The sequence below is a fragment of the Vibrio sp. 10N.222.51.C5 genome (assembly GCF_041474575.1).
Classification (GTDB): domain Bacteria; phylum Pseudomonadota; class Gammaproteobacteria; order Enterobacterales; family Vibrionaceae; genus Vibrio; species Vibrio crassostreae_C.
This window is the reverse complement of the sequence record NZ_JBFRUJ010000084.1, coordinates 1-18,199: the sequence shown is the minus strand read 5'-3', so window position 1 is coordinate 18,199 and position 18,199 is coordinate 1. Positions and strand designations below refer to the sequence as shown.

Sequence of the window (18,199 nt, the reverse complement as noted above, 5' to 3'; positions counted from 1 at the left end):
ATGATCTTGCCCTGGGGTATTCCCTTTATGAATCAAACTCAGATTGTGAATTGATTAACAAAGGAAAGAGTTTACCGTTTGGAGGAGTAAAGGTTTATGGCAAGCATTTTCGATATGTCAGAATAAAAGCTAACGCTGAAAGCATTTTAGCATCCAAAGTGGTCTCAGATATTGTTCCATTCACGAGTGAATACATACAGAGCCTATTAGACAATCACTCGTAATTACCGCCTAAGCTCTTGTATCCTTAGCTCTAATCAAATAGAAATATAAAGGCCTTTGGCTATTTGGATGGCACACTTTCATATTGACACTCAAATTGGAAACTGAACTCGATAAATAATAAAAACCCATTAAATCAAACACTTAAAACTGGCACGTAACTTGATTGAATATCTAGACCTTCCATCACAAGGATGTAGATATGAGAATTACAACGTTAAGTTTGCTATTAAGTGCCCCTCTAGTCGCCAACGCAGCGCCATTCGATACCTGCCCTAGTCAAGCATACCTCTTTCAGTCGAAACCCGTTGAAGTTTGGGGTGTAAACCTAGTAACAGGTTCAACCACTCTGTTGGAAGACGATACGGGTATGAATGCCAATATCAATGGTGTCGGTTTCGACTTTCAAGACAGATATATTTATGGCTATGACACCACCAACAAACGTTTAGTGCGTCTTGGTCAAGACTTCCAAGCAGAAGTTATCAATACCAGTGGCTTACCAACCGATCACACTTTCTATGTCGGCGACGTCTATGACCATGTTTACTACTTGTATCGTACAGGTAAGGGACTATTTACTGTTGACCTCTCTCCTTTAGACTCTGATCCGAATGCGACCGTCACGGTCAACAAAATCGCAGGCAGCCCTGCAACTGTAAAACTGACTGATTTTGCTTTCCATCCAAGTGATGGCTCTTTATATGGTATCGACAATAACTCGGGTGGCTTGTACAGCTTCAACCCAACTACAGGTGCAGAAACCTATATTGGTGATACCGGAGAAACAGGGACGTTTGGCGCAGGTTATTTTGATGTAAACGGCTACTATTACGTATCTCGAAATCAAGACGGTAAGATCTACCGTATCAACCTATCCCCAGATAACGCTGCAAACATCGCTGCAGGTGTCGTTCCTGCTGTAGAGTTCGTATCGAATGGCCCTTCTTCGAATCAAAATGATGGTGCTCGCTGTGCGAATGCGCCTGTCGTAGATGAAGATTCCAACATCGACTTCGGTGACGCTCCAGATACCTATCTAACGTTATTAGCAAGTAACGGTCCTCGACATGAACTAGATGGCGTGACTTGGTTAGGTACAGACGCGCCCGACGCCGATCTTGACGGCTACGTAACACCGCAATCGGATGAAAGCGTGGGTATTGATGATGAGTGGGCGAACGGTGGTATCGGTTTTGTAACCGCACTTGAAGCTGGTCTTGATTCAAAAGTGGTGATTGAGGCTTCAACAACCGGTTACCTTTCGGCTTGGATAGATTGGAACCAAGATGGCAGTTTCGATGGCGCCAACGAGCAAGTATTTACCGATTACCTGTTAGATGCGGGTGAAAACGATCTGTTCCTAAATGTCGATATCAACGCTCTGACCGGTACGACGTGGGCTCGCTTTAGATTCAGTCAACAAACCAACCTAAGTTACTTTGGCGGTTCAACCTCTGGTGAGGTGGTCGATATTCAAGTCGATGTTCTTAACGATGGTGCCGCTGCTCGTTACTTCCCAAGTGCTTCTGGTTACGCAACGCTCGCGTACGAAGATAACTGGCCTTATAAAGCTGACTACGACATGAACGATGCTGTTCTTATGTATCGTATTACTGAGATCCTTAAAGATGGAAAAGTCGTTAAATCCACCATCGACGGCCGCCTGGCTGCTGTCGGGGCATCGTACAGAAATGGTTTTGCTGTTCGACTTCCTAACCTCGACCCGAGCTTGGTGAGTAGTGGTAGCTCTTACATGAAACACAACGGTGTATTCACTGACCTTGACCTAGAAGATGGACGTAGCGAAGCAATCTTTGTTATCGCCAATGACCTGACAGAAAAAATCAGCACTGGCTGTACCTTCTACCGCACCAGTAATGGATGTAAAGAGGATGAGCAGTTCTCATTCCAAATTGGTATTACTTTAGCCGGTGACGGTGTGAGTACTGGCAGTTGGACCGATATGCCTTACGACCCGTTCATTTTTGCAACGCCTGGGTATTATCACGGTGAAAACCTACCTCTACATCCAGGGCGCAGCTGGGAGGTTCACTTGCCAGACCAAGCTCCAACCGAGGCATTTGATACCACTAACCTCTTTGAAGCTGGATTAGGCGTCGATGACAGTAATCCATCAACAGGTAAATACTTCAAAACAGTAGAAAACCACCCTTGGGCACTAATAGTGACTTCGGATGACGAATGGGAGTGGCCTTTAGAGTACGTCGATATTGTTACCGCTTACCCAGGGTTTAAAGAATACGCAGAATCCGGCGGTGAAACGAACCAAACATGGTACCAATCACCTGCAGACAACCAACGTTACGAACCATAAGGAGAGACGTTATGACTATTCACACTAAACAATATCGAGACAATCATTGCGTTGATTCAAGTCGCAATCTCTTTGAGGAAAAACGTATGTCTGTACAAAGCACTTGGAACATCAAGAAGTCACTAGCCGTTATTTTAGCTGCAGCGCCATTAGTATTAGCCGGCTGTGGAGGCGGCGGCGGTGGGGGCGGAAGTACATCTACGGCATCACCATCTACACCCTCGACACCTGCAACTCCGTCGAATCCGGTAACAGCAACGACTCCGGTAACAGCAACGCCTTCGCCGTCTCCCGCGACAAGTGCGGTAGCAGCGCAGAGCTATACGATGAGTGATTTGGTGGTACCTGATGGATTTGACTACAACTCTGTTGAACAGTTTGATCTCAACATTGACATCAGCAGCATTTCGACAGACCGCTCTTTTGTGACCGTTTATAGCCGCTTTAGTACAAGAGATGACTCAACCTTGAAGCCGGATTACTCCAGCAAGGTCATTGCGGGCCCACTAGATAACGGTGTGTTCGCCTCCAACTTTGCAGCACCAGTAAACCATGACGCACTCTTGATAGAGATTTGGTTTTACGATGGTCAACCTCCATTACAACAAGTGGTTTCTAGCGGCGACTCTCAGATTGTCTGGCAGTAAATTGTTTAACAGCAGGTAACTTGTCGTTAGCGAGATCTCTGACGAAACAGAGTCAAAATGGATTGTTTGTAAGTAGGAAGTGAGCAGAAATGCTCACTTTTTTATTTTCGTCGAAGAGCAGTTAATTCAGCTTTCTTAGCGAGTAGCATTCACTTTACCACCAACCTCACTTATATTTTCAACATAACCTTCAAAGACTTACTCTCATGAAACAGTTAAAAATAGGTCTATTTATCTTAATGTGTGGCGTAGGCGTGTTAGTTGCCCTTGCCTATTTCCCGCTAACATCAGAGACGGGGCAACGTATTCAAGCCAAAGTAATTTCGAACACGCTTACTCAATCCTTAGATGGGCACAGGCGTTATCTGACTGTTCAGACAAAAGATAATGACGTATTTCGGCTCTCTATTGCTCCTACCACAGACTGCCCTATTGATTCTGTGGTCGCGCTTGATACATTAAACAATCAAATAACCGGACAAAGCAGTTATCAGTTCATCCACTGTCGAGCTGCACAGTAGCCATCGATGCAACAACGGTATTCGTAAAGCAACTGTATTCGCAAAAGCAACAGTAATCGCTCTACCACTGTATTCGCTAAAACAGTAAGAATCGCTAAAACAACAAGAATGGATATAACAATAATGAATCAGCCACTCATCTCACCACAACAACTTCAACAACGTTTGCTAGCAGAAGACAATATCATCATCCTCGACGCCAGCATCGAGTTTCAAATTCCAAGCGAGTCAGAAAAGATCAAAGGACAAATGATTCCTGGTGCTATTCGTTTTGACTACGACAAAGACTTTTGTAACAAGCACACTCTGCTTCCTCACATGTTTCCGAGCGAAAAACACTTCAACACTCGCGCAAAAGAAATTGGCATCAATCAAGACAGTACGATTGTGGTTTACGATAACTCCGGAACCTTCGCTTCTCCTCGTGCGTGGTGGATGTTTATGGCAATGGGACACAACGACGTATTCATCTTAGATGGCGGTTTGCCAGCTTGGATCGAAGCCGGTTACGCGACCGAGACTGACTATCGCACCGAAGTAAAAGCGGGCAATTTTAAAGGCCATATTCAAGACAACTACTTTGTCAGTGCTCAGCAGATTGAAGGTTACTCAACTGACAAGAGTGCAAACATTGTAGATGCTCGTTCTCAAGCTCGTTTCGATTCAGAAGTTCCTGAACCACGTGAAGGCTTGCGTAGTGGCCATATACCGAATTCTATTTGCCTACCATTTGCCCAAGTACTCAAAAACGGCAAGTTAAAGTCCCAAGAAGAGCTTATTGATATCTTTTCAACGCTAGAATTAACGCCTTCTCAACCTATGTTCTTTAGCTGTGGCTCTGGCGTAACAGCTTGCATCATATTATTAGCCGCTAAACTCGCTGGCTATAACGGTGAAATGGGTGTTTACGATGGTTCATGGACGGAATGGGGTGCTAACGACAAACTCCCTATCGCCGTGACTAAAAAGTAATTCAACTTCGCTTAATGCAACTATTAGAATATACTGCGCATGCATAAAGAGCTTACTGATAATGATGGCTCCACGTCTCATGAAGTAAGCCTCTATGTCGCAGTTAACGCTATGTTCATTTGAGACCAAGACTCGATTCACGCCGTTTGATTTGTAACCCACATCAACTTGCTAACCATAATTCGTGATTAATCATAAACTAATCGTTATCGACGTTATGAATACTAATTTTTCACTCAAGAATCTCTGCTCGTAGTCGTTACACTATTTAATCATTAATACTTTCATCATTGATGTTTGTATTTTTCGTTGCATGAATCGCGCTGACAACCCAATAGTTTGTCACTTGCAGTCTGTTAAAAGTAGTAACCAACAAAGGCACCTCATGGCTCTATTTAAGCAAAATATCTGGTCGCTGTACGCGTTTGTCGTACTACTGACCCTGATACTTTTCGCCGCGTTGGGAATAACAAACTGGAAAGCAAACAGAGACGACTTCATAGAGCAGCAACACATTCAGGTTGAGCTTTTTTCTAGCTCCGTCAACTCGCTGCTGACCAGTCAAGAAGCCTTGTTAGAAGTGGTTGGCCATCAACTGGCTCAACAGTCTGATTTCACACGTACTGCATCTATCCAGATTAGGCCAATATTAGACAAGCTACTTGAGACCCACCCTGCGATAGCAGCGTTTGGCTTGTTGAACACCGACGGTGATTACCTCTCGATTAGCTCAAATCTCGAACTTGCGAATCAAAGGAACTTGCTGCAATACGCGCCAACCAGAGGCTCCTTCCTAGACGCCCTATCAAGCAGTAGCATGGTGCTTGGCCGTACCTATTTTCAAGATTCGTTGAATAGCTTAGTCATCCCGCTGAGAAAATCCATTTCAATCGATGGCAAGAAAACCGATGCAGTAATGACCGCAGGGCTACGATTAGACGCAACGATCGTATTTGAAAATAATGCTCACGCCGGAAGTTTCAATACACTAAGCCTGATCAGAAAAGACAGCTATCGCCAGTTTTATTCAAGTGATATTGAATCTGAGAGTGCCTATTCCTCTCCAGTCGGCAAAGATGTCATACAGCGTATTGCAAGTATCTTTACCGACCACTTCGGAATTAGCGTACAAGAAGCGATGAATGGGCAAGAAACCTATTCTTTTGTCGTCGACGATGAAGAGTACCACTCTTTGATGAGCGCGAAATACATCCCAAACTACAAATTATGGGTGGTAGGACGTACGGATCTAACTCACGTCGATAGTATATTCATACAAGAGTTCAGCATTCTTTTCGTTGCCTTTATTTTTCTTCAGTTTGGTTTCTACTTTTTGGTTAAGTCGATTGCCAAGAATGAACAACGGACTCGTAGCCAACTCATTTATCAGGCGAACCATGACCCTTTAACCTCTCTGCCAAACCGTTTGTACATGCGTAGAAACATTGGTAAATGGATTGACGATGAGTCAGAGCCGTTTTCGCTGTTGTTTATCGATATCGATAACTTTAAATGCGTCAATGACACCCACGGGCATGACTTTGGAGATAAGGTTCTCAAACAGATCGCTTTGCGTTTGATGAGGTTCCGATCTCGCCTCAGCCTATTGGTACGTGAATCCAGTGATGAGTTTTTGTTCTTGACGCCCTTGTCGAATGAAGCTGAAATTAAACGACTCGCCAAGCGCATTATTGAAGTGCTTTCTCAACCTTATGAAGTTGAAATCGCTCAGTTTTTGTTAGGTTGCAGCATCGGCGTAGCGCGTTTCCCAGAACACGGAAAAGATCTGGATAGCCTGTTACGTTCTGCCGATATTTCAATGTACAAAGCGAAACAGCAGCAAAACTCGTACAGTATTTTCACAACGGAAATGCAAGATGCTCATCTCTACAAAATGAAAGTAGAACAAAGGCTACGCATCGCTATCGAGAAACAAACGCTGTTCATGGTTTTCCAACCGCTGGTTCGTGCAAATGAAAGTATTCATGGTGTAGAAGCACTCGTGCGCTGGATTGATGAGGAATTGGGTTTTGTTCCGCCAGATGTCTTTATACCGATAGCAGAGAACACGGGTTTAATGCAAAAACTGGGGACTTTTATTATTGAGTCCAGCATTATGCAGATCGCCCACTTGCACCGAACAACAGAACAAAAGATCGGGCTGTCGATCAACATATCAGTGCGTCAGTTTTCTCATCAATCCTTCTCTGAGCACTTGTTCGCGACACTAGAAAAGTATCAACTCTCTCCTAGCTGTTTAACGCTAGAAATTACCGAGAGCTTGTTCATTGAAGATGTGACTTTGGTGAAACCGACTTTTGAAGCCCTCAAAGAGAAGAATATAAAGATCTCTTTAGATGATTTCGGGACAGGTTATTCATCACTAAGTATGTTGAAAGCACTGCCTATCGATGAACTTAAAATCGATAAGAGCTTTATTGAGAACATTGCTGTCGATCAGCAGTCACTCACCATGGTGCAAAACATCATCGCAATCGGTAAGAACTTCGGCATGGTGGTATTAGCAGAAGGCGTAGAATCAAACGAACACTTCGCAATTCTAAAGGCATGTGGATGTGACTTAATGCAAGGCTATTACTTCTCTCGCCCTATTCCTTATTATGAGCTGGCTACTCACCTAAACAAGAAAGTGACCGAGCACGCGGAATGTTCTGTTTAAGAACGCGAGTTAAATAGACGAGCTAAATAAGGTAGGCAGATAAACACCTACCTTATTTTCTAGATATTTTCTGTTCGGTTATTTATTCATTTCACTTTTTATTCATTTCACTATGCATAACATCGATCAACTGCCCGGAAGGATCTCCTGATAATTCCCAAGTAAAAATGCCGCCTAGGTCTGATTTCTTCGCCCATTCTGCCTTTGCTTTAATAGAACGCTGATCTTCAAAAGATATGAATACTTTTTTATCTGGGTTCCACAAATAAGGTGCTTGAGCTTGCTCATCATACTTATACTCATAACCTTGTTTGCTGCTGTAGTTATTCATAAGATCCCAAAACATGAAGTAACCGTTTTCACCGGTACCAAACTGCGCCCCTTGTTCAGAAACTAGGTCTCCTTTAGGCAGCTCTCCAGCAAAGTCTTTTGTCCCTTGCCAACCTCGACCATAAAAAGCCGCCCCGATCACGAGCTTCTCGCTAGGAATACCTTGCTCTATCATCTGATTAATGAAGACATCAGCTCCCATTCCCCACCAACTACGCTCGGTGGCATGTAAGTTTGTTGTGTGACCTGTTTGAGTTCCCCAGCCTCCGAGGAAGTCATACGTCATCGCAAACATGTTCGTCAGATATGGGCTAGCTGCGTTCCAGTCAATTTGAGCTGCCTTAGCACCAACACCGACAGCCGTTGAAAGCTCGTAATCTCTTTGAGTCGTCTTTGATAGAGCGTCCAAATCACTTCTGATTGTTTTTACTAAAAGAGTAAAAGCTTCACGCTCTAGCGCTTTTTGCTCATCCGTTAGTTTCGTCTCTGGGTTCCAAGGCGAAGTGGTTAAGCCGCCGCCTCCTGGGTATTCCCAATCAAGATCAATACCATCAAAGAAGTCGTATTTTTGGATCAATTCAACAGCAGTTTTTGAAAAGTGCGCAATGGCTTGAGGATCTTTCGCCATCGCATGGAAAGGTTCAGACATTGTCCACCCTCCAAATGAGGGCAAAATTTTGATATTTTGATTGTCGGCCTTCAGTTGAGCTAACTGGGCAAAGTGACCTTTATAGGCGACATCAACACCCACGTCTCCGAAATCGACTTCTAACGCAGCTTCTTTATCCACAATAATCGCGGTATATGGTTGTTTGTCCGCACATTGCTGCTGAATTTGTTTTTGGACGGGCTCACCAGCACCGCTATGAGGACCACACATGCTCAAGAAGGCGTAAATAATATGTGAGAGCTTGTCTGCAGGTATGTCGTCAACGGTATAAGGGTTGTCTTTATTCAGATATTGCCAATCCGCAAAATACCCTGCGACGACTTTATCATCGGCATGTACTGTAGGTGTGAGCATACAAACCGTGGCTATTGAGCTAAGCCCAAAGATAGAAATAGATTTAAAGATAGAACTTGATTGGTCACTGTTGCTAGAAATAGCGTGTGTGATAAATGACAGTTTCATAATTATCTCCTTTAGTGTGGCTTAACATTAAAGAGTGATAATTCTTTCAACCGCTGAACAAATTCACTATTCGAGTCATGTCTAATAGTTATCCCCCTTATTGCACTGGTTTCATCAGGGGAATTTCCATGATTACTCAAATAGTGAATTCAACGAAGCTTAAGTATCTTACGATTCACTTCTGTTTGGTTTATTCACGCTAAGTTGTTCGTCCAAGTTAAGTACCGTCAAAGCATTACTTACGCTGGTCGCTATCACATCGACCACACCGGTTCTTAGTGCACCTAACAAAGCGAGTGGTTTACTGTTCTCGGCTGCAATGGCAATGACTTCTGCAATTGGGCGAAATTCTTCCAAGGCCAAACCAATCACACGGTCACTCATTACTGTGTTTGCTGTTTTACCGTGAACATCGAAAAAGTCATAACCCGCAAAGTCACCGACGACACCTTGTAATAAACGAGATTGAACGACCTCACCTGCGGTAAACCAGCCTAAGTCGACCATATAGCTGTTTTCGCTCATATCACCGATACCGACCAAAGCGACATCGGCTTTTCGAGCGAGATCGAGGGTCTGCTTAACGGTGCTGTTTTCCATGAATGCGGTTTTTTGCGCTTTATTCTCGGCATAAGCGGGCGCGTATAAGGTTTCAGAAGATCCACCGTACTTTTTGGCTAACTGCCTGCATATATGGTCGGCATTAAACATACCGCCTCTTGGGTGAATACCGCCGATACCACACACGAATTTGCAGTCTCGTGGCGTAATGACGCCAGTGTGATGAGCAACAGACGATACGTTTCGCCCTTGTCCTACTGTCACTACCATGCCGTTTTTCAGTGTACTGGTAAGGTAGTTAGACACTAAACCAGCAACCTGTAATCGCTGCTTCTCTTCATTCGGTTGGTCTAGTGCCACAAGCGCACGCTTTACACCAAATCGTTCGATCAAACGTTGCTCGATCTTCGCACTAAAGACAGGGTGGTATTTCACGGTGATCTCAACAATGCCCTCATCTCGGGCTTGCTTGAGCATTCGACCAACCTTTGCACGGGAGATAGAGTACTTTTTAGATATCTCTTCTTGCGTGGCACCATCTTGATAATAAGCAACCGCGACTTCAGTGAGGAGATCAGTGTTTTCTTCGGAAACATCTTGGATATTCTTACTCATATACCACTCAACCAATATTTAACAATTATTTTACCTGCTTGAAGAACAAATGTTCGATGCTTAAGCAAGTGATACACAAGTTTACACCCCGAACATATGTAACAGCAAGGTACATTTACTCATAGTCATAACCATGGTTTTGTTGTTGATTAATTCACCTCACTTTGCTCGTTAAACGTTTGCTTGCATAGCCCATGATTACTAGAGCGAAATATATTTGACTGAAGTCACCATACAGTACTATTTACCGTTGACTTTGGGGCTAGATCGGATAAATATGGCTACATCATTTACTCATCGAGCGATCAAATGTTCTGTGCAAATGTTCGTTCGGAGAAAAATTTAAATTAATGTAAGTTTGGCTCACTGGTACAACCATTGAGAACTTCATTAGTTAGCTTGCAAATGCCCACACCTCTCCCATTAATGAGGTGTTATGCGATACATAGGATGATCAAAATGAGCAATAAATTAGAGCAACTTCGTAAACTAACAACTGTTGTAGCTGACACTGGCGATATCGAAGCTATCAGCAAGTACACTCCTGAAGATGCAACAACTAACCCATCTCTAATTCTTAAAGCTGCTCAAATTGCTGAGTACGCTCCTCTAATCGATGCTTCTATCGAATACGCAAAAGCGCAAAGCGGTGATAAAGCACAGCAAGTTCAAGATACTTGCGACATGCTTAACGTGAACATCGGTAAAGAAATCCTAAAAGTTGTACCTGGCCGTATCTCTACTGAAGTCGATGCTCGTCTTTCTTACGACATGGAAGGCAGCGTTGCTAAAGCTCGTCAACTTATCAAAATGTACAACGACGCTGGCATCACTAACGACCGCATCCTTATCAAACTGGCTTCTACTTGGGAAGGCATCCGCGCTGCTGAAATCCTAGAGAAAGAAGGCATCAACTGTAACCTAACGCTTCTATTCTCTTTCGCTCAAGCTCGTGCTTGTGCTGAAGCTGGCGTATTCCTAATCTCTCCTTTCGTTGGTCGCATCATGGACTGGTACAAAGCGAAAGAAGGTCGTGATTTCGAAGCTTCAGAAGATCCAGGTGTAATCTCTGTTTCAGATATCTACAACTACTACAAAGACCACGGTTACAAGACTGTTGTTATGGGCGCAAGCTTCCGTAACATCGGCGAGATCCTTGAACTTGCTGGTTGTGACCGTCTAACTATCGCTCCTCAACTTCTAGCAGACCTAGAAGCAGCAGAAGGCGAAGTAGTAGAGAAGCTTATCGACTCTAACGGTACTAAAGAGCGTCCAGCAGCGATGACTCACGCTGAGTTCCTATGGGACCACAACCAAGATGCAATGGCTGTTGAGAAACTGGCTGAAGGCATCCGCAACTTCGCCGTTGACCAAGGCAAACTAGAAGACATGATCGCAGCTAAACTGTAATCACTCTTACCAAATTCAAATAGGGGAACGTTCAGTTCCCCTACTTTTATCAATTTTGTTTTTCTTAATTTTTATTCGGAAGTTCTTATGAATCGCAAACATCTAGCTAACGCTATTCGTGCTCTAAGCATGGACGGCGTACAACAAGCAAACTCTGGTCACCCTGGCGCACCTATGGGTATGGCTGATATCGCTGAAGTACTTTGGCGTTCTCACCTAAATCACAACCCAGCAAACCCAGAGTGGGCTGACCGCGACCGTTTTATCCTGTCTAACGGCCACGGCTCAATGCTGATTTACTCTCTGCTTCACCTAGCAGGTTACGAGCTTTCAATTGAAGATCTTAAGAACTTCCGTCAACTGCACTCTAAGACTCCAGGTCACCCAGAGTACGGCTACGCACCAGGCATCGAAACAACGACTGGTCCTCTAGGTCAAGGCATTACTAACGCTGTTGGTATGGCTATGGCTGAGAAAGCGCTAGCTGCACAGTTCAACAAAGAAGGCCACGACATCGTAGACCACTACACTTATGCATTCATGGGTGATGGCTGCCTGATGGAAGGTATCTCTCACGAAGCATGTTCTCTAGCAGGTACGCTTGGTCTTGGTAAGCTGGTTGCTTTCTGGGATGACAACGGTATCTCTATCGATGGTGAAGTTGAAGGTTGGTTCTCTGACGATACACCTAAGCGTTTCGAAGCTTACGGCTGGCACGTAATCCCAGCGGTAGATGGCCACGACCCTGATGCTATCAACGCAGCGATTGAAGCGGCTAAAGCAGACCCTCGCCCTACTCTAATCTGTACTAAAACAGTAATTGGCTTTGGTTCTCCAAACAAAGCAGGTACGCACGACTGTCACGGTGCTCCACTAGGCGCTGAAGAAATTGCAGCAACACGTAAAGAATTAGGTTGGGAGCACGGTCCTTTTGAAATTCCGTCGGAAGTTTACTCAGAGTGGGATGCGAAAGAAGCAGGCGCAGCTAAGGAAGCAGCGTGGAACGAGAAACTTGCAGCTTATGAAGCAGCATACCCTGAGCTGGCAGCTGAATTCAAACGCCGCGTAAACGGTGACCTACCAGCTGAGTGGGAAGAGAAAGCATCGGCAATCATCGCTGATCTTCAAGCTAACCCAGCAAACATCGCATCACGTAAAGCATCTCAAAATGCTCTAGAAGCGTTCGGTGCTATGCTACCTGAATTCATGGGCGGCTCTGCTGACCTTGCGCCTTCTAACCTGACTATGTGGTCTGGTTCTAAGTCTCTTGAGGCAAACGACTTCTCTGGTAACTACATCCACTACGGTGTACGTGAATTCGGTATGACGGCGATCATGAACGGTATCGCTCTGCACGGTGGTTTCGTACCATACGGCGCAACGTTCCTAATGTTCATGGAATACGCTCGTAACGCTATGCGTATGGCTGCTCTGATGAAAACTCAGAACATCCAAGTTTACACGCACGACTCTATCGGTCTTGGCGAAGATGGTCCAACTCACCAACCAGTTGAGCAGATCGCTTCTCTACGTCTAACTCCAAACATGAGCACATGGCGTCCATGTGACCAAGTTGAATCTGCTGTTGCTTGGAAACTAGCAATCGAGCGTAAAGATGGTCCTTCTGCACTCATCTTCTCTCGTCAAAACCTTGCACAACAAGATCGTGACGCTGAGCAAGTAGCAAACATCGCTAAGGGTGGTTACATCCTGAAAGATTGTGAAGGTAAGCCAGAGCTTATCCTTATCGCAACGGGTTCTGAAGTTGAGCTAGCGGTTAACGCTGCTGCTGAACTAACCGCTGAAGGTAAGAAAGTACGCGTAGTTTCTATGCCTGCAACTGACGCGTTCGACAAGCAAGATGCTGAATACCGTGAGTCTGTACTTCCATCTGACGTAACTGCACGTATCGCTGTAGAAGCTGGCATCGCTGACTTCTGGTACAAGTACGTTGGTTTCGGTGGCAAGATCATCGGTATGACAACGTTCGGCGAATCTGCACCAGCAGGTGAGCTATTCAAGATGTTCGGTTTCACTACTGAAAACGTAGTAAACACAGCGAAAGAGCTTCTAGCTTAATCTTGAATACATTGTCTCGCCCTTCAATGGGTTGATGCATACAGAAAGCCCCGCATGAAAATGCGGGGCTTTCTTTGTCTGTTGTCTGTTGTCTGTTGTCTGTTGTCTGTTGAAGACTAAAGACTAGAAGCTAAACCGTGCACCGACTCGAACGGTGTTTTGCTTTAGGTTTTTGCTATAGGTGTAGTCATAACCTGCATCAACGGCGAGCCACGAGATAATCTTAACCGAACTCACAACTCCCAAACTATTTAAACCATGTTCATAGGTATCGGTATAACTGTAAAACGGTTGCAACGACCAACGTTCGTTAATCGAAACCACAGCACCCGCTTCACCGATAAACCCTTCATCGTAGTTTTTGTTGGTTTCCCTGTTACATGGATCAAGAATACTGTCATTACGGCACGAAGAACGCCTCTTAGGTTTCACCCAATTCACACCACCAGAAGCATACAATTCAACTTGTTGGCTGACTGAGTGGTACAGGCCTAAGTGAATAGATAGATCAGACAAAGTCGTTAAAGATCGTGTCGTTTTTGAAGAGTCGAAACCAACAAACAGCGAATCCGTTACCGCATAATTCCCCCCGAAATAGCCGCCATAAAGTTGCTTACTGCCTGAGTTGTTGTAAGAGCCTTCAAAGTAATCTTGAAAGCCATCATCACTGACTCGTGTATTCTGATATCCCGTATAAAGATAGTGAGAACCCTTTGAAGCCAAGCTTGGGAAACTCATCAGACTGAAGCAAAAAACGGTAAAAATAAGGGGGCGCATGTCAGTAACTCAAAATTTGATTGGAATTGTAGAAGTGTAACGCAACCTAAATTGAACGGTGTTTTATTTTTGTTTCAAAGATTTTCTAAACGGATCGTTTGGCGCATAAAAAAGCCCTGCTAGTTTCGCAAGGCTCTTTGTCATTTCTCATTCGGGTTTGAATCTAACGGCTATTTTTCTTCGAAACGCTTCGCCAGTTGGTAGAACTCATTAACTTGTTCTTTTAGCTCTGTGGAGTGGTCTTTCACAGAATGCGTCGCAACCAGGTTTTGCTCAGCCGTTGAAGCGATAGACTGCATATGAAGGTTTACATCACTCGATAGCTGACGCTGTTTATGCGCAGAGCTTTCTACCGACTGCATCAACTCGTTCATCGATTGCATCAGGTTCTCAACTTCCGATAAACGTTGTGAGCTTACCTTTGCTACATCGCCACATGCGTCTGTCTGCTCTCTGTTAGCCAGAATATCTTTTTGCCAGCCTTCAATCGTCGTTAGCATGGTATCGATGCTCTCTTTGATCTGAACCGTAGCCTTTGAGGTTCGACCCGACAATGCACGCACTTCATCTGCAACGACAGCAAAGCCTCGTCCTTGCTCGCCCGCTCTCGCCGCTTCAATCGCAGCGTTCAGGGCCAACAAGTTGGTTTGTTCGGCGATTCCACCAATCTCTTCCATTATCTTACTTACGCTCTGCGCTTGGTCGCTCAGTTGGTAAGTCGTTTGAGTCGCCTTTTCGGCCTGAGAAGCTAGGCTCTCTAAGTTTTGATGAGTTTGATTAATGCTATCTTTAGCGCCAGCACAAGTTTGCAAAGTCACATCGACAATCTGGTGCGCTTCTTCGGTGCGAGAAGAGACCTCATTGGCGGTGACTTCAACCTCTTCAGTCGCCTCTCGTACTTGAAGAATGTCTTTTGTTTGTTGATCTAAGGCTTCTGATACTTCAAATGACGTGGCATTCAGGTTGTCAGCCAAATCTTGTAACGGCTTGGCAGAGTCTGTCATACGACCTAATACGGTGCGGATTCTTGCAGACAATAGTTTTAAGTGAAAGTCGACAATAGAGAACTGGCTATTACCTGAATAGACCAGGCGACTGACACTATCGAATTTAGATTGCAGCTTTTTCAACTGCAGTGGAGTATCAATCAGCTCTTGTCGGAAAAGCAGTGCTAATGCTGAAACAGGAAGTAGACTCAACAACCATTGTGATACTTGCCCTACTTCAACGAGGTTTGAAATCAGAGGCGCAGCCAAAGAGCCTAGCAACACGGCGTAACGAACACTGTCACTGATCTTTAATGACCATTGACGACCCGACTTTTCAGCCTTCAAGAGGCCTTGGTAAGCCTTGTCTGCAACTTGTATCCATTCATTCTTTGGCTTAACACGAACAGATTGGTAGCCACTCACCTTACCATTATCGTAAATTGGAGTTACGTAAGCATCGACCCAATAAAACCCACCGGATTTGGTTTTGTTTTTTACGATGCCACGCCACGCTTTACCTTGCTTTAGGTTAACCCACATATCAGCAAAAGCGGCTTTCGGCATATCGTTATGCCTTACGATATTGTGGTGTTGCCCTAGCAATTCTTGTTGGCTGTATTCCGCTATGCGACAAAAAGCATCATTACTGTACGTAATCACGCCTTTTAAATCAGTGGTAGAGACAAGTTGTTCGTTTTCGCTGAGAAGCGTTTCACGAGATTGAGTAGATGAACTGACAGTCATTATATTAACTTAGGTTAATTATTATTTTAGGCGAGGAATATATACAATTATTAAAGTTATGACAAAATGTGAACGTCACATTTTGTGTAAATGCCTGCTATTTATACAAATATTAGCTAAGTACCTCACAAAGCTAATAACTTCACTATCTTCTCATGCCAACAGTCATGACTCATCTAAGTTTACTGCAGTAGTAAATTTCACGGTTCTCATTGAGACAGAGGTATGGAATTTACGAATATTCAGATCTTTGCGTAGTACTCGCTCCACAAAGTCTTCGTAGGCTTGAATGTCTTTGACCGTCACAATCAGCATGAAATCAAAGCTGCCTGATATCTGATAGCACTGCGTGACCTCTTCTGCCTTTGAAATAGAATGGCGAAAGATTTGATAAATATCCCCTCGGTCACGCTCCATTTCCACGGACACAACCAAAGTCATCTTACTGCCGGTCAGTTCTGGATTAATGATGGACACATCACCGACTATCACGCCCTCTTCTCTCAGCCGTTTCACTCGCTTTAAGCAAGCAGGCGGTGACAACCCGACCAGCTCAGCCAATGTCTGATTAGGGATTCGGTTGTTCTTTTGCAATTCAACCAAAATGCTTCTATCTATACGGTCAATCACCATAATTTCTTAAACCAATACATTTATGACTTATAATTCTTAATACTACGATAATTAAAAAATCTATCGCAACTTTAAAGGTCAATTTAGAAATCTGAATCACAACAATCACGGTAAGATCTTCTCATACCAAACAATCGAACCATGGTCGTAACTATGAAATCAACCTATCAATTTTTTAAAGAACTCCTTAGAGAGATTTTCGATGTCACCTCGACACTTTTCCGAATCATGATTCCAATTATCATCGTGATAAAGGTCATTGAAGAGCTCGGCGGCATCGTGATTCTGAGCGAATGGCTGAGCCCAATAATGGAAAGCGTCGGCTTACCGAAAGAAATGGGCTTGGTATGGGCAACCACCATACTCACTAACATCTATGCGGGGATCATTATTCTCATTAATTCCGACGCTCCCTTAACGGTTGCTCAAGCCTCGGTTTTAGGCAGTATGATGCTTCTCGCCCACTCACTGCCGATTGAAGGAGCGATAGCCAAAAAGGCAGGCGTGAGCTGGCTGGCTACGCTGTCGGTGCGAGTCGGTGGTAGCTTGGTGCTGGCATGGCTACTCAACCTCAGTTATCAATATGGGGATTTGCTCAATTACCCAGCAACGGTGCTTTGGCAGCCTGAGGTATCAGGAGACACAAGCTATTTGGGTTGGGCCATTGAACAGCTCAAGAGCTTTGCGGTTATCTTCATGGTGATTTCAGCGCTATTACTGCTACTCAAGGTTTTAAAGATTCTCGGCATTGAAAAGCTCATGGCAATATTGTTAAGACCGTTCTTGAGACTGCTAGGAATCAGCAAGGACGCAACCAACCTAACGATTATAGGAATCACGCTAGGTCTTTCGTTTGGCGGCGGCTTATTGATCAACGAAGCCAAGAAAGGCCATATCTCAGCAAGAGATGTATTCACCGCAATCATGCTGCTCAACTTGCTCCACAGCTTGATTGAAGATACGTTGTTGATCATGCTCATTGGGGCAGACTTCTACACCATATTTTGGGGAAGGTTGGTATTCTCAGTGCTGGTTATCGCTTTAATATCCAACATCATTAAGCGCATGAATCCGAGCACTTGCGAACGTTACTTTTATCGCGATGTCTCTCAGTCATAAGTAAAAATACCAAAGAGACTAAAAGAAAAAGAGCTCAAATACGGGCTCTTTTTGCTACTCGCCGATCCTATCACCGCCGCTATTGTTAAATTTCACGCCGTTGAAGCACTGAAAATTACTATCAATACCCTAATTATTGATATTTTGAGTAAAAATAATTTGAGCATGGGTATTTACTAATGACTCAGTTATTACATGCGTATTTTAAAACATCGATAATAAAAAATTATCTTATTATTTAGAAGCCAACTCCTTGTATAAAGCGCCCTCCAGAATTATAACCGCGTTCTAATCAATGTTATTAAATATCCAAACTATCAGCTATTCATTCAACAAAACCCATTAAATAACTGACAATAGAATAAATAACACTCCTTATTTTATATTAACTCTAAATGTTGAAACCGGAACGAATAATTAATTGTAATAA

Annotated in this window: 13 protein-coding genes and 1 pseudogene; 9 read left to right on the top strand and 5 right to left on the bottom strand. The window is 44.0% G+C overall.

Annotation, left to right across the window (positions count from 1 at the left end):
• The 6 genes and pseudogenes from AB4558_RS21465 to AB4558_RS21440 all read left to right on the top strand — a co-directional run.
• Positions 1-224, top strand: a pseudogene (locus AB4558_RS21465) (XRE family transcriptional regulator); the annotation flags it as partial.
• Positions 225-424: 200 nt separating this feature from the next.
• Positions 425-2,560: an LruC domain-containing protein gene (locus AB4558_RS21460; RefSeq protein WP_372159096.1), complete on the top strand. Its 2,136-nt coding sequence runs from the start codon at positions 425-427 to the stop codon at positions 2,558-2,560.
• Between the two features lie 11 nt (positions 2,561-2,571).
• Positions 2,572-3,207: a hypothetical protein gene (locus AB4558_RS21455; RefSeq protein WP_017064433.1), complete on the top strand. Its 636-nt coding sequence runs from the start codon at positions 2,572-2,574 to the stop codon at positions 3,205-3,207.
• A 206-nt stretch (positions 3,208-3,413) separates the two neighbouring features.
• Positions 3,414-3,728 (top strand): hypothetical protein, encoded by a 315-nt coding sequence (locus tag AB4558_RS21450; RefSeq protein ID WP_017061706.1) that lies wholly within the window; start codon positions 3,414-3,416, stop codon positions 3,726-3,728.
• A 123-nt stretch (positions 3,729-3,851) separates the two neighbouring features.
• Positions 3,852-4,700, top strand: a complete 849-nt coding sequence (locus AB4558_RS21445) for a sulfurtransferase (RefSeq protein ID WP_372159095.1) — start codon at positions 3,852-3,854, stop codon at positions 4,698-4,700.
• A 385-nt stretch (positions 4,701-5,085) separates the two neighbouring features.
• Positions 5,086-7,380, top strand: a complete 2,295-nt coding sequence (locus AB4558_RS21440) for a putative bifunctional diguanylate cyclase/phosphodiesterase (RefSeq protein WP_372159094.1) — start codon at positions 5,086-5,088, stop codon at positions 7,378-7,380.
• Positions 7,381-7,471: 91 nt separating this feature from the next.
• On the opposite strand, the gene AB4558_RS21435 is transcribed toward AB4558_RS21440, so the two are convergent.
• Together AB4558_RS21435 and AB4558_RS21430 are read right to left on the bottom strand one after the other, a co-directional pair.
• Positions 7,472-8,842: a glycoside hydrolase family 18 protein gene (locus AB4558_RS21435; RefSeq protein ID WP_229647318.1), complete on the bottom strand. Its 1,371-nt coding sequence runs from the start codon at positions 8,840-8,842 to the stop codon at positions 7,472-7,474.
• A gap of 168 nt (positions 8,843-9,010) precedes the next feature.
• Positions 9,011-10,018, bottom strand: a complete 1,008-nt coding sequence (locus AB4558_RS21430; RefSeq protein ID WP_372159093.1) for a sugar-binding transcriptional regulator — start codon at positions 10,016-10,018, stop codon at positions 9,011-9,013.
• Between the two features lie 459 nt (positions 10,019-10,477).
• Here AB4558_RS21430 and tal point away from each other — a divergent pair, with 459 nt between their 5' ends.
• Together tal and tkt are read left to right on the top strand one after the other, a co-directional pair.
• Positions 10,478-11,428 (top strand): transaldolase, encoded by a 951-nt coding sequence (gene tal, locus AB4558_RS21425; RefSeq protein ID WP_009845571.1) that lies wholly within the window; start codon positions 10,478-10,480, stop codon positions 11,426-11,428.
• Positions 11,429-11,515: 87 nt separating this feature from the next.
• Positions 11,516-13,507 (top strand): transketolase, encoded by a 1,992-nt coding sequence (tkt, locus tag AB4558_RS21420; protein WP_372159091.1) that lies wholly within the window; start codon positions 11,516-11,518, stop codon positions 13,505-13,507.
• Positions 13,508-13,630: 123 nt separating this feature from the next.
• On the opposite strand, the gene AB4558_RS21415 is transcribed toward tkt, so the two are convergent.
• From AB4558_RS21415 to AB4558_RS21405, 3 genes are all read right to left on the bottom strand, one after another.
• Positions 13,631-14,284: an outer membrane protein gene (locus tag AB4558_RS21415; RefSeq protein WP_372159090.1), complete on the bottom strand. Its 654-nt coding sequence runs from the start codon at positions 14,282-14,284 to the stop codon at positions 13,631-13,633.
• A 170-nt stretch (positions 14,285-14,454) separates the two neighbouring features.
• Positions 14,455-16,017, bottom strand: a complete 1,563-nt coding sequence (locus AB4558_RS21410) for a methyl-accepting chemotaxis protein (RefSeq protein ID WP_372159089.1) — start codon at positions 16,015-16,017, stop codon at positions 14,455-14,457.
• A 165-nt stretch (positions 16,018-16,182) separates the two neighbouring features.
• A complete protein-coding gene (locus AB4558_RS21405; RefSeq protein WP_048606174.1) occupies positions 16,183-16,650 on the bottom strand; it encodes an Lrp/AsnC family transcriptional regulator in 468 nt (155 codons plus the stop codon).
• A 153-nt stretch (positions 16,651-16,803) separates the two neighbouring features.
• On the opposite strand from AB4558_RS21405, the gene AB4558_RS21400 reads away from it, so the two are divergent.
• Positions 16,804-17,769 carry a hypothetical protein gene (locus AB4558_RS21400; protein WP_061038112.1) on the top strand — a complete coding sequence of 322 codons (966 nt, stop codon included), beginning with the start codon at positions 16,804-16,806 and terminating at the stop codon, positions 17,767-17,769.
• Positions 17,770-18,199: the final 430 nt, after the last annotated feature.

Bases quoted from the DNA above. Each gene is read 5' to 3' on its own strand.
- AB4558_RS21460 (WP_372159096.1), top strand. From the start codon at position 425: ATGAGAATTACAACGTTAAGTTTGCTATTAAGTGCCCCTCTAGTCGCC.
- tal (WP_009845571.1), top strand. From the start codon at position 10,478: ATGAGCAATAAATTAGAGCAACTTCGTAAACTAACAACTGTTGTAGCT.
- AB4558_RS21445 (WP_372159095.1), top strand. From the start codon at position 3,852: ATGAATCAGCCACTCATCTCACCACAACAACTTCAACAACGTTTGCTA.
- AB4558_RS21415 (WP_372159090.1), bottom strand. From the start codon at position 14,284: ATGCGCCCCCTTATTTTTACCGTTTTTTGCTTCAGTCTGATGAGTTTC.
- AB4558_RS21405 (WP_048606174.1), bottom strand. From the start codon at position 16,650: ATGGTGATTGACCGTATAGATAGAAGCATTTTGGTTGAATTGCAAAAG.
- AB4558_RS21410 (WP_372159089.1), bottom strand. From the start codon at position 16,017: ATGACTGTCAGTTCATCTACTCAATCTCGTGAAACGCTTCTCAGCGAA.
- AB4558_RS21455 (WP_017064433.1), top strand. From the start codon at position 2,572: ATGACTATTCACACTAAACAATATCGAGACAATCATTGCGTTGATTCA.
- tkt (WP_372159091.1), top strand. From the start codon at position 11,516: ATGAATCGCAAACATCTAGCTAACGCTATTCGTGCTCTAAGCATGGAC.
- AB4558_RS21440 (WP_372159094.1), top strand. From the start codon at position 5,086: ATGGCTCTATTTAAGCAAAATATCTGGTCGCTGTACGCGTTTGTCGTA.
- AB4558_RS21400 (WP_061038112.1), top strand. From the start codon at position 16,804: ATGAAATCAACCTATCAATTTTTTAAAGAACTCCTTAGAGAGATTTTC.
- AB4558_RS21450 (WP_017061706.1), top strand. From the start codon at position 3,414: ATGAAACAGTTAAAAATAGGTCTATTTATCTTAATGTGTGGCGTAGGC.
- AB4558_RS21435 (WP_229647318.1), bottom strand. From the start codon at position 8,842: ATGAAACTGTCATTTATCACACACGCTATTTCTAGCAACAGTGACCAA.
- AB4558_RS21430 (WP_372159093.1), bottom strand. From the start codon at position 10,018: ATGAGTAAGAATATCCAAGATGTTTCCGAAGAAAACACTGATCTCCTC.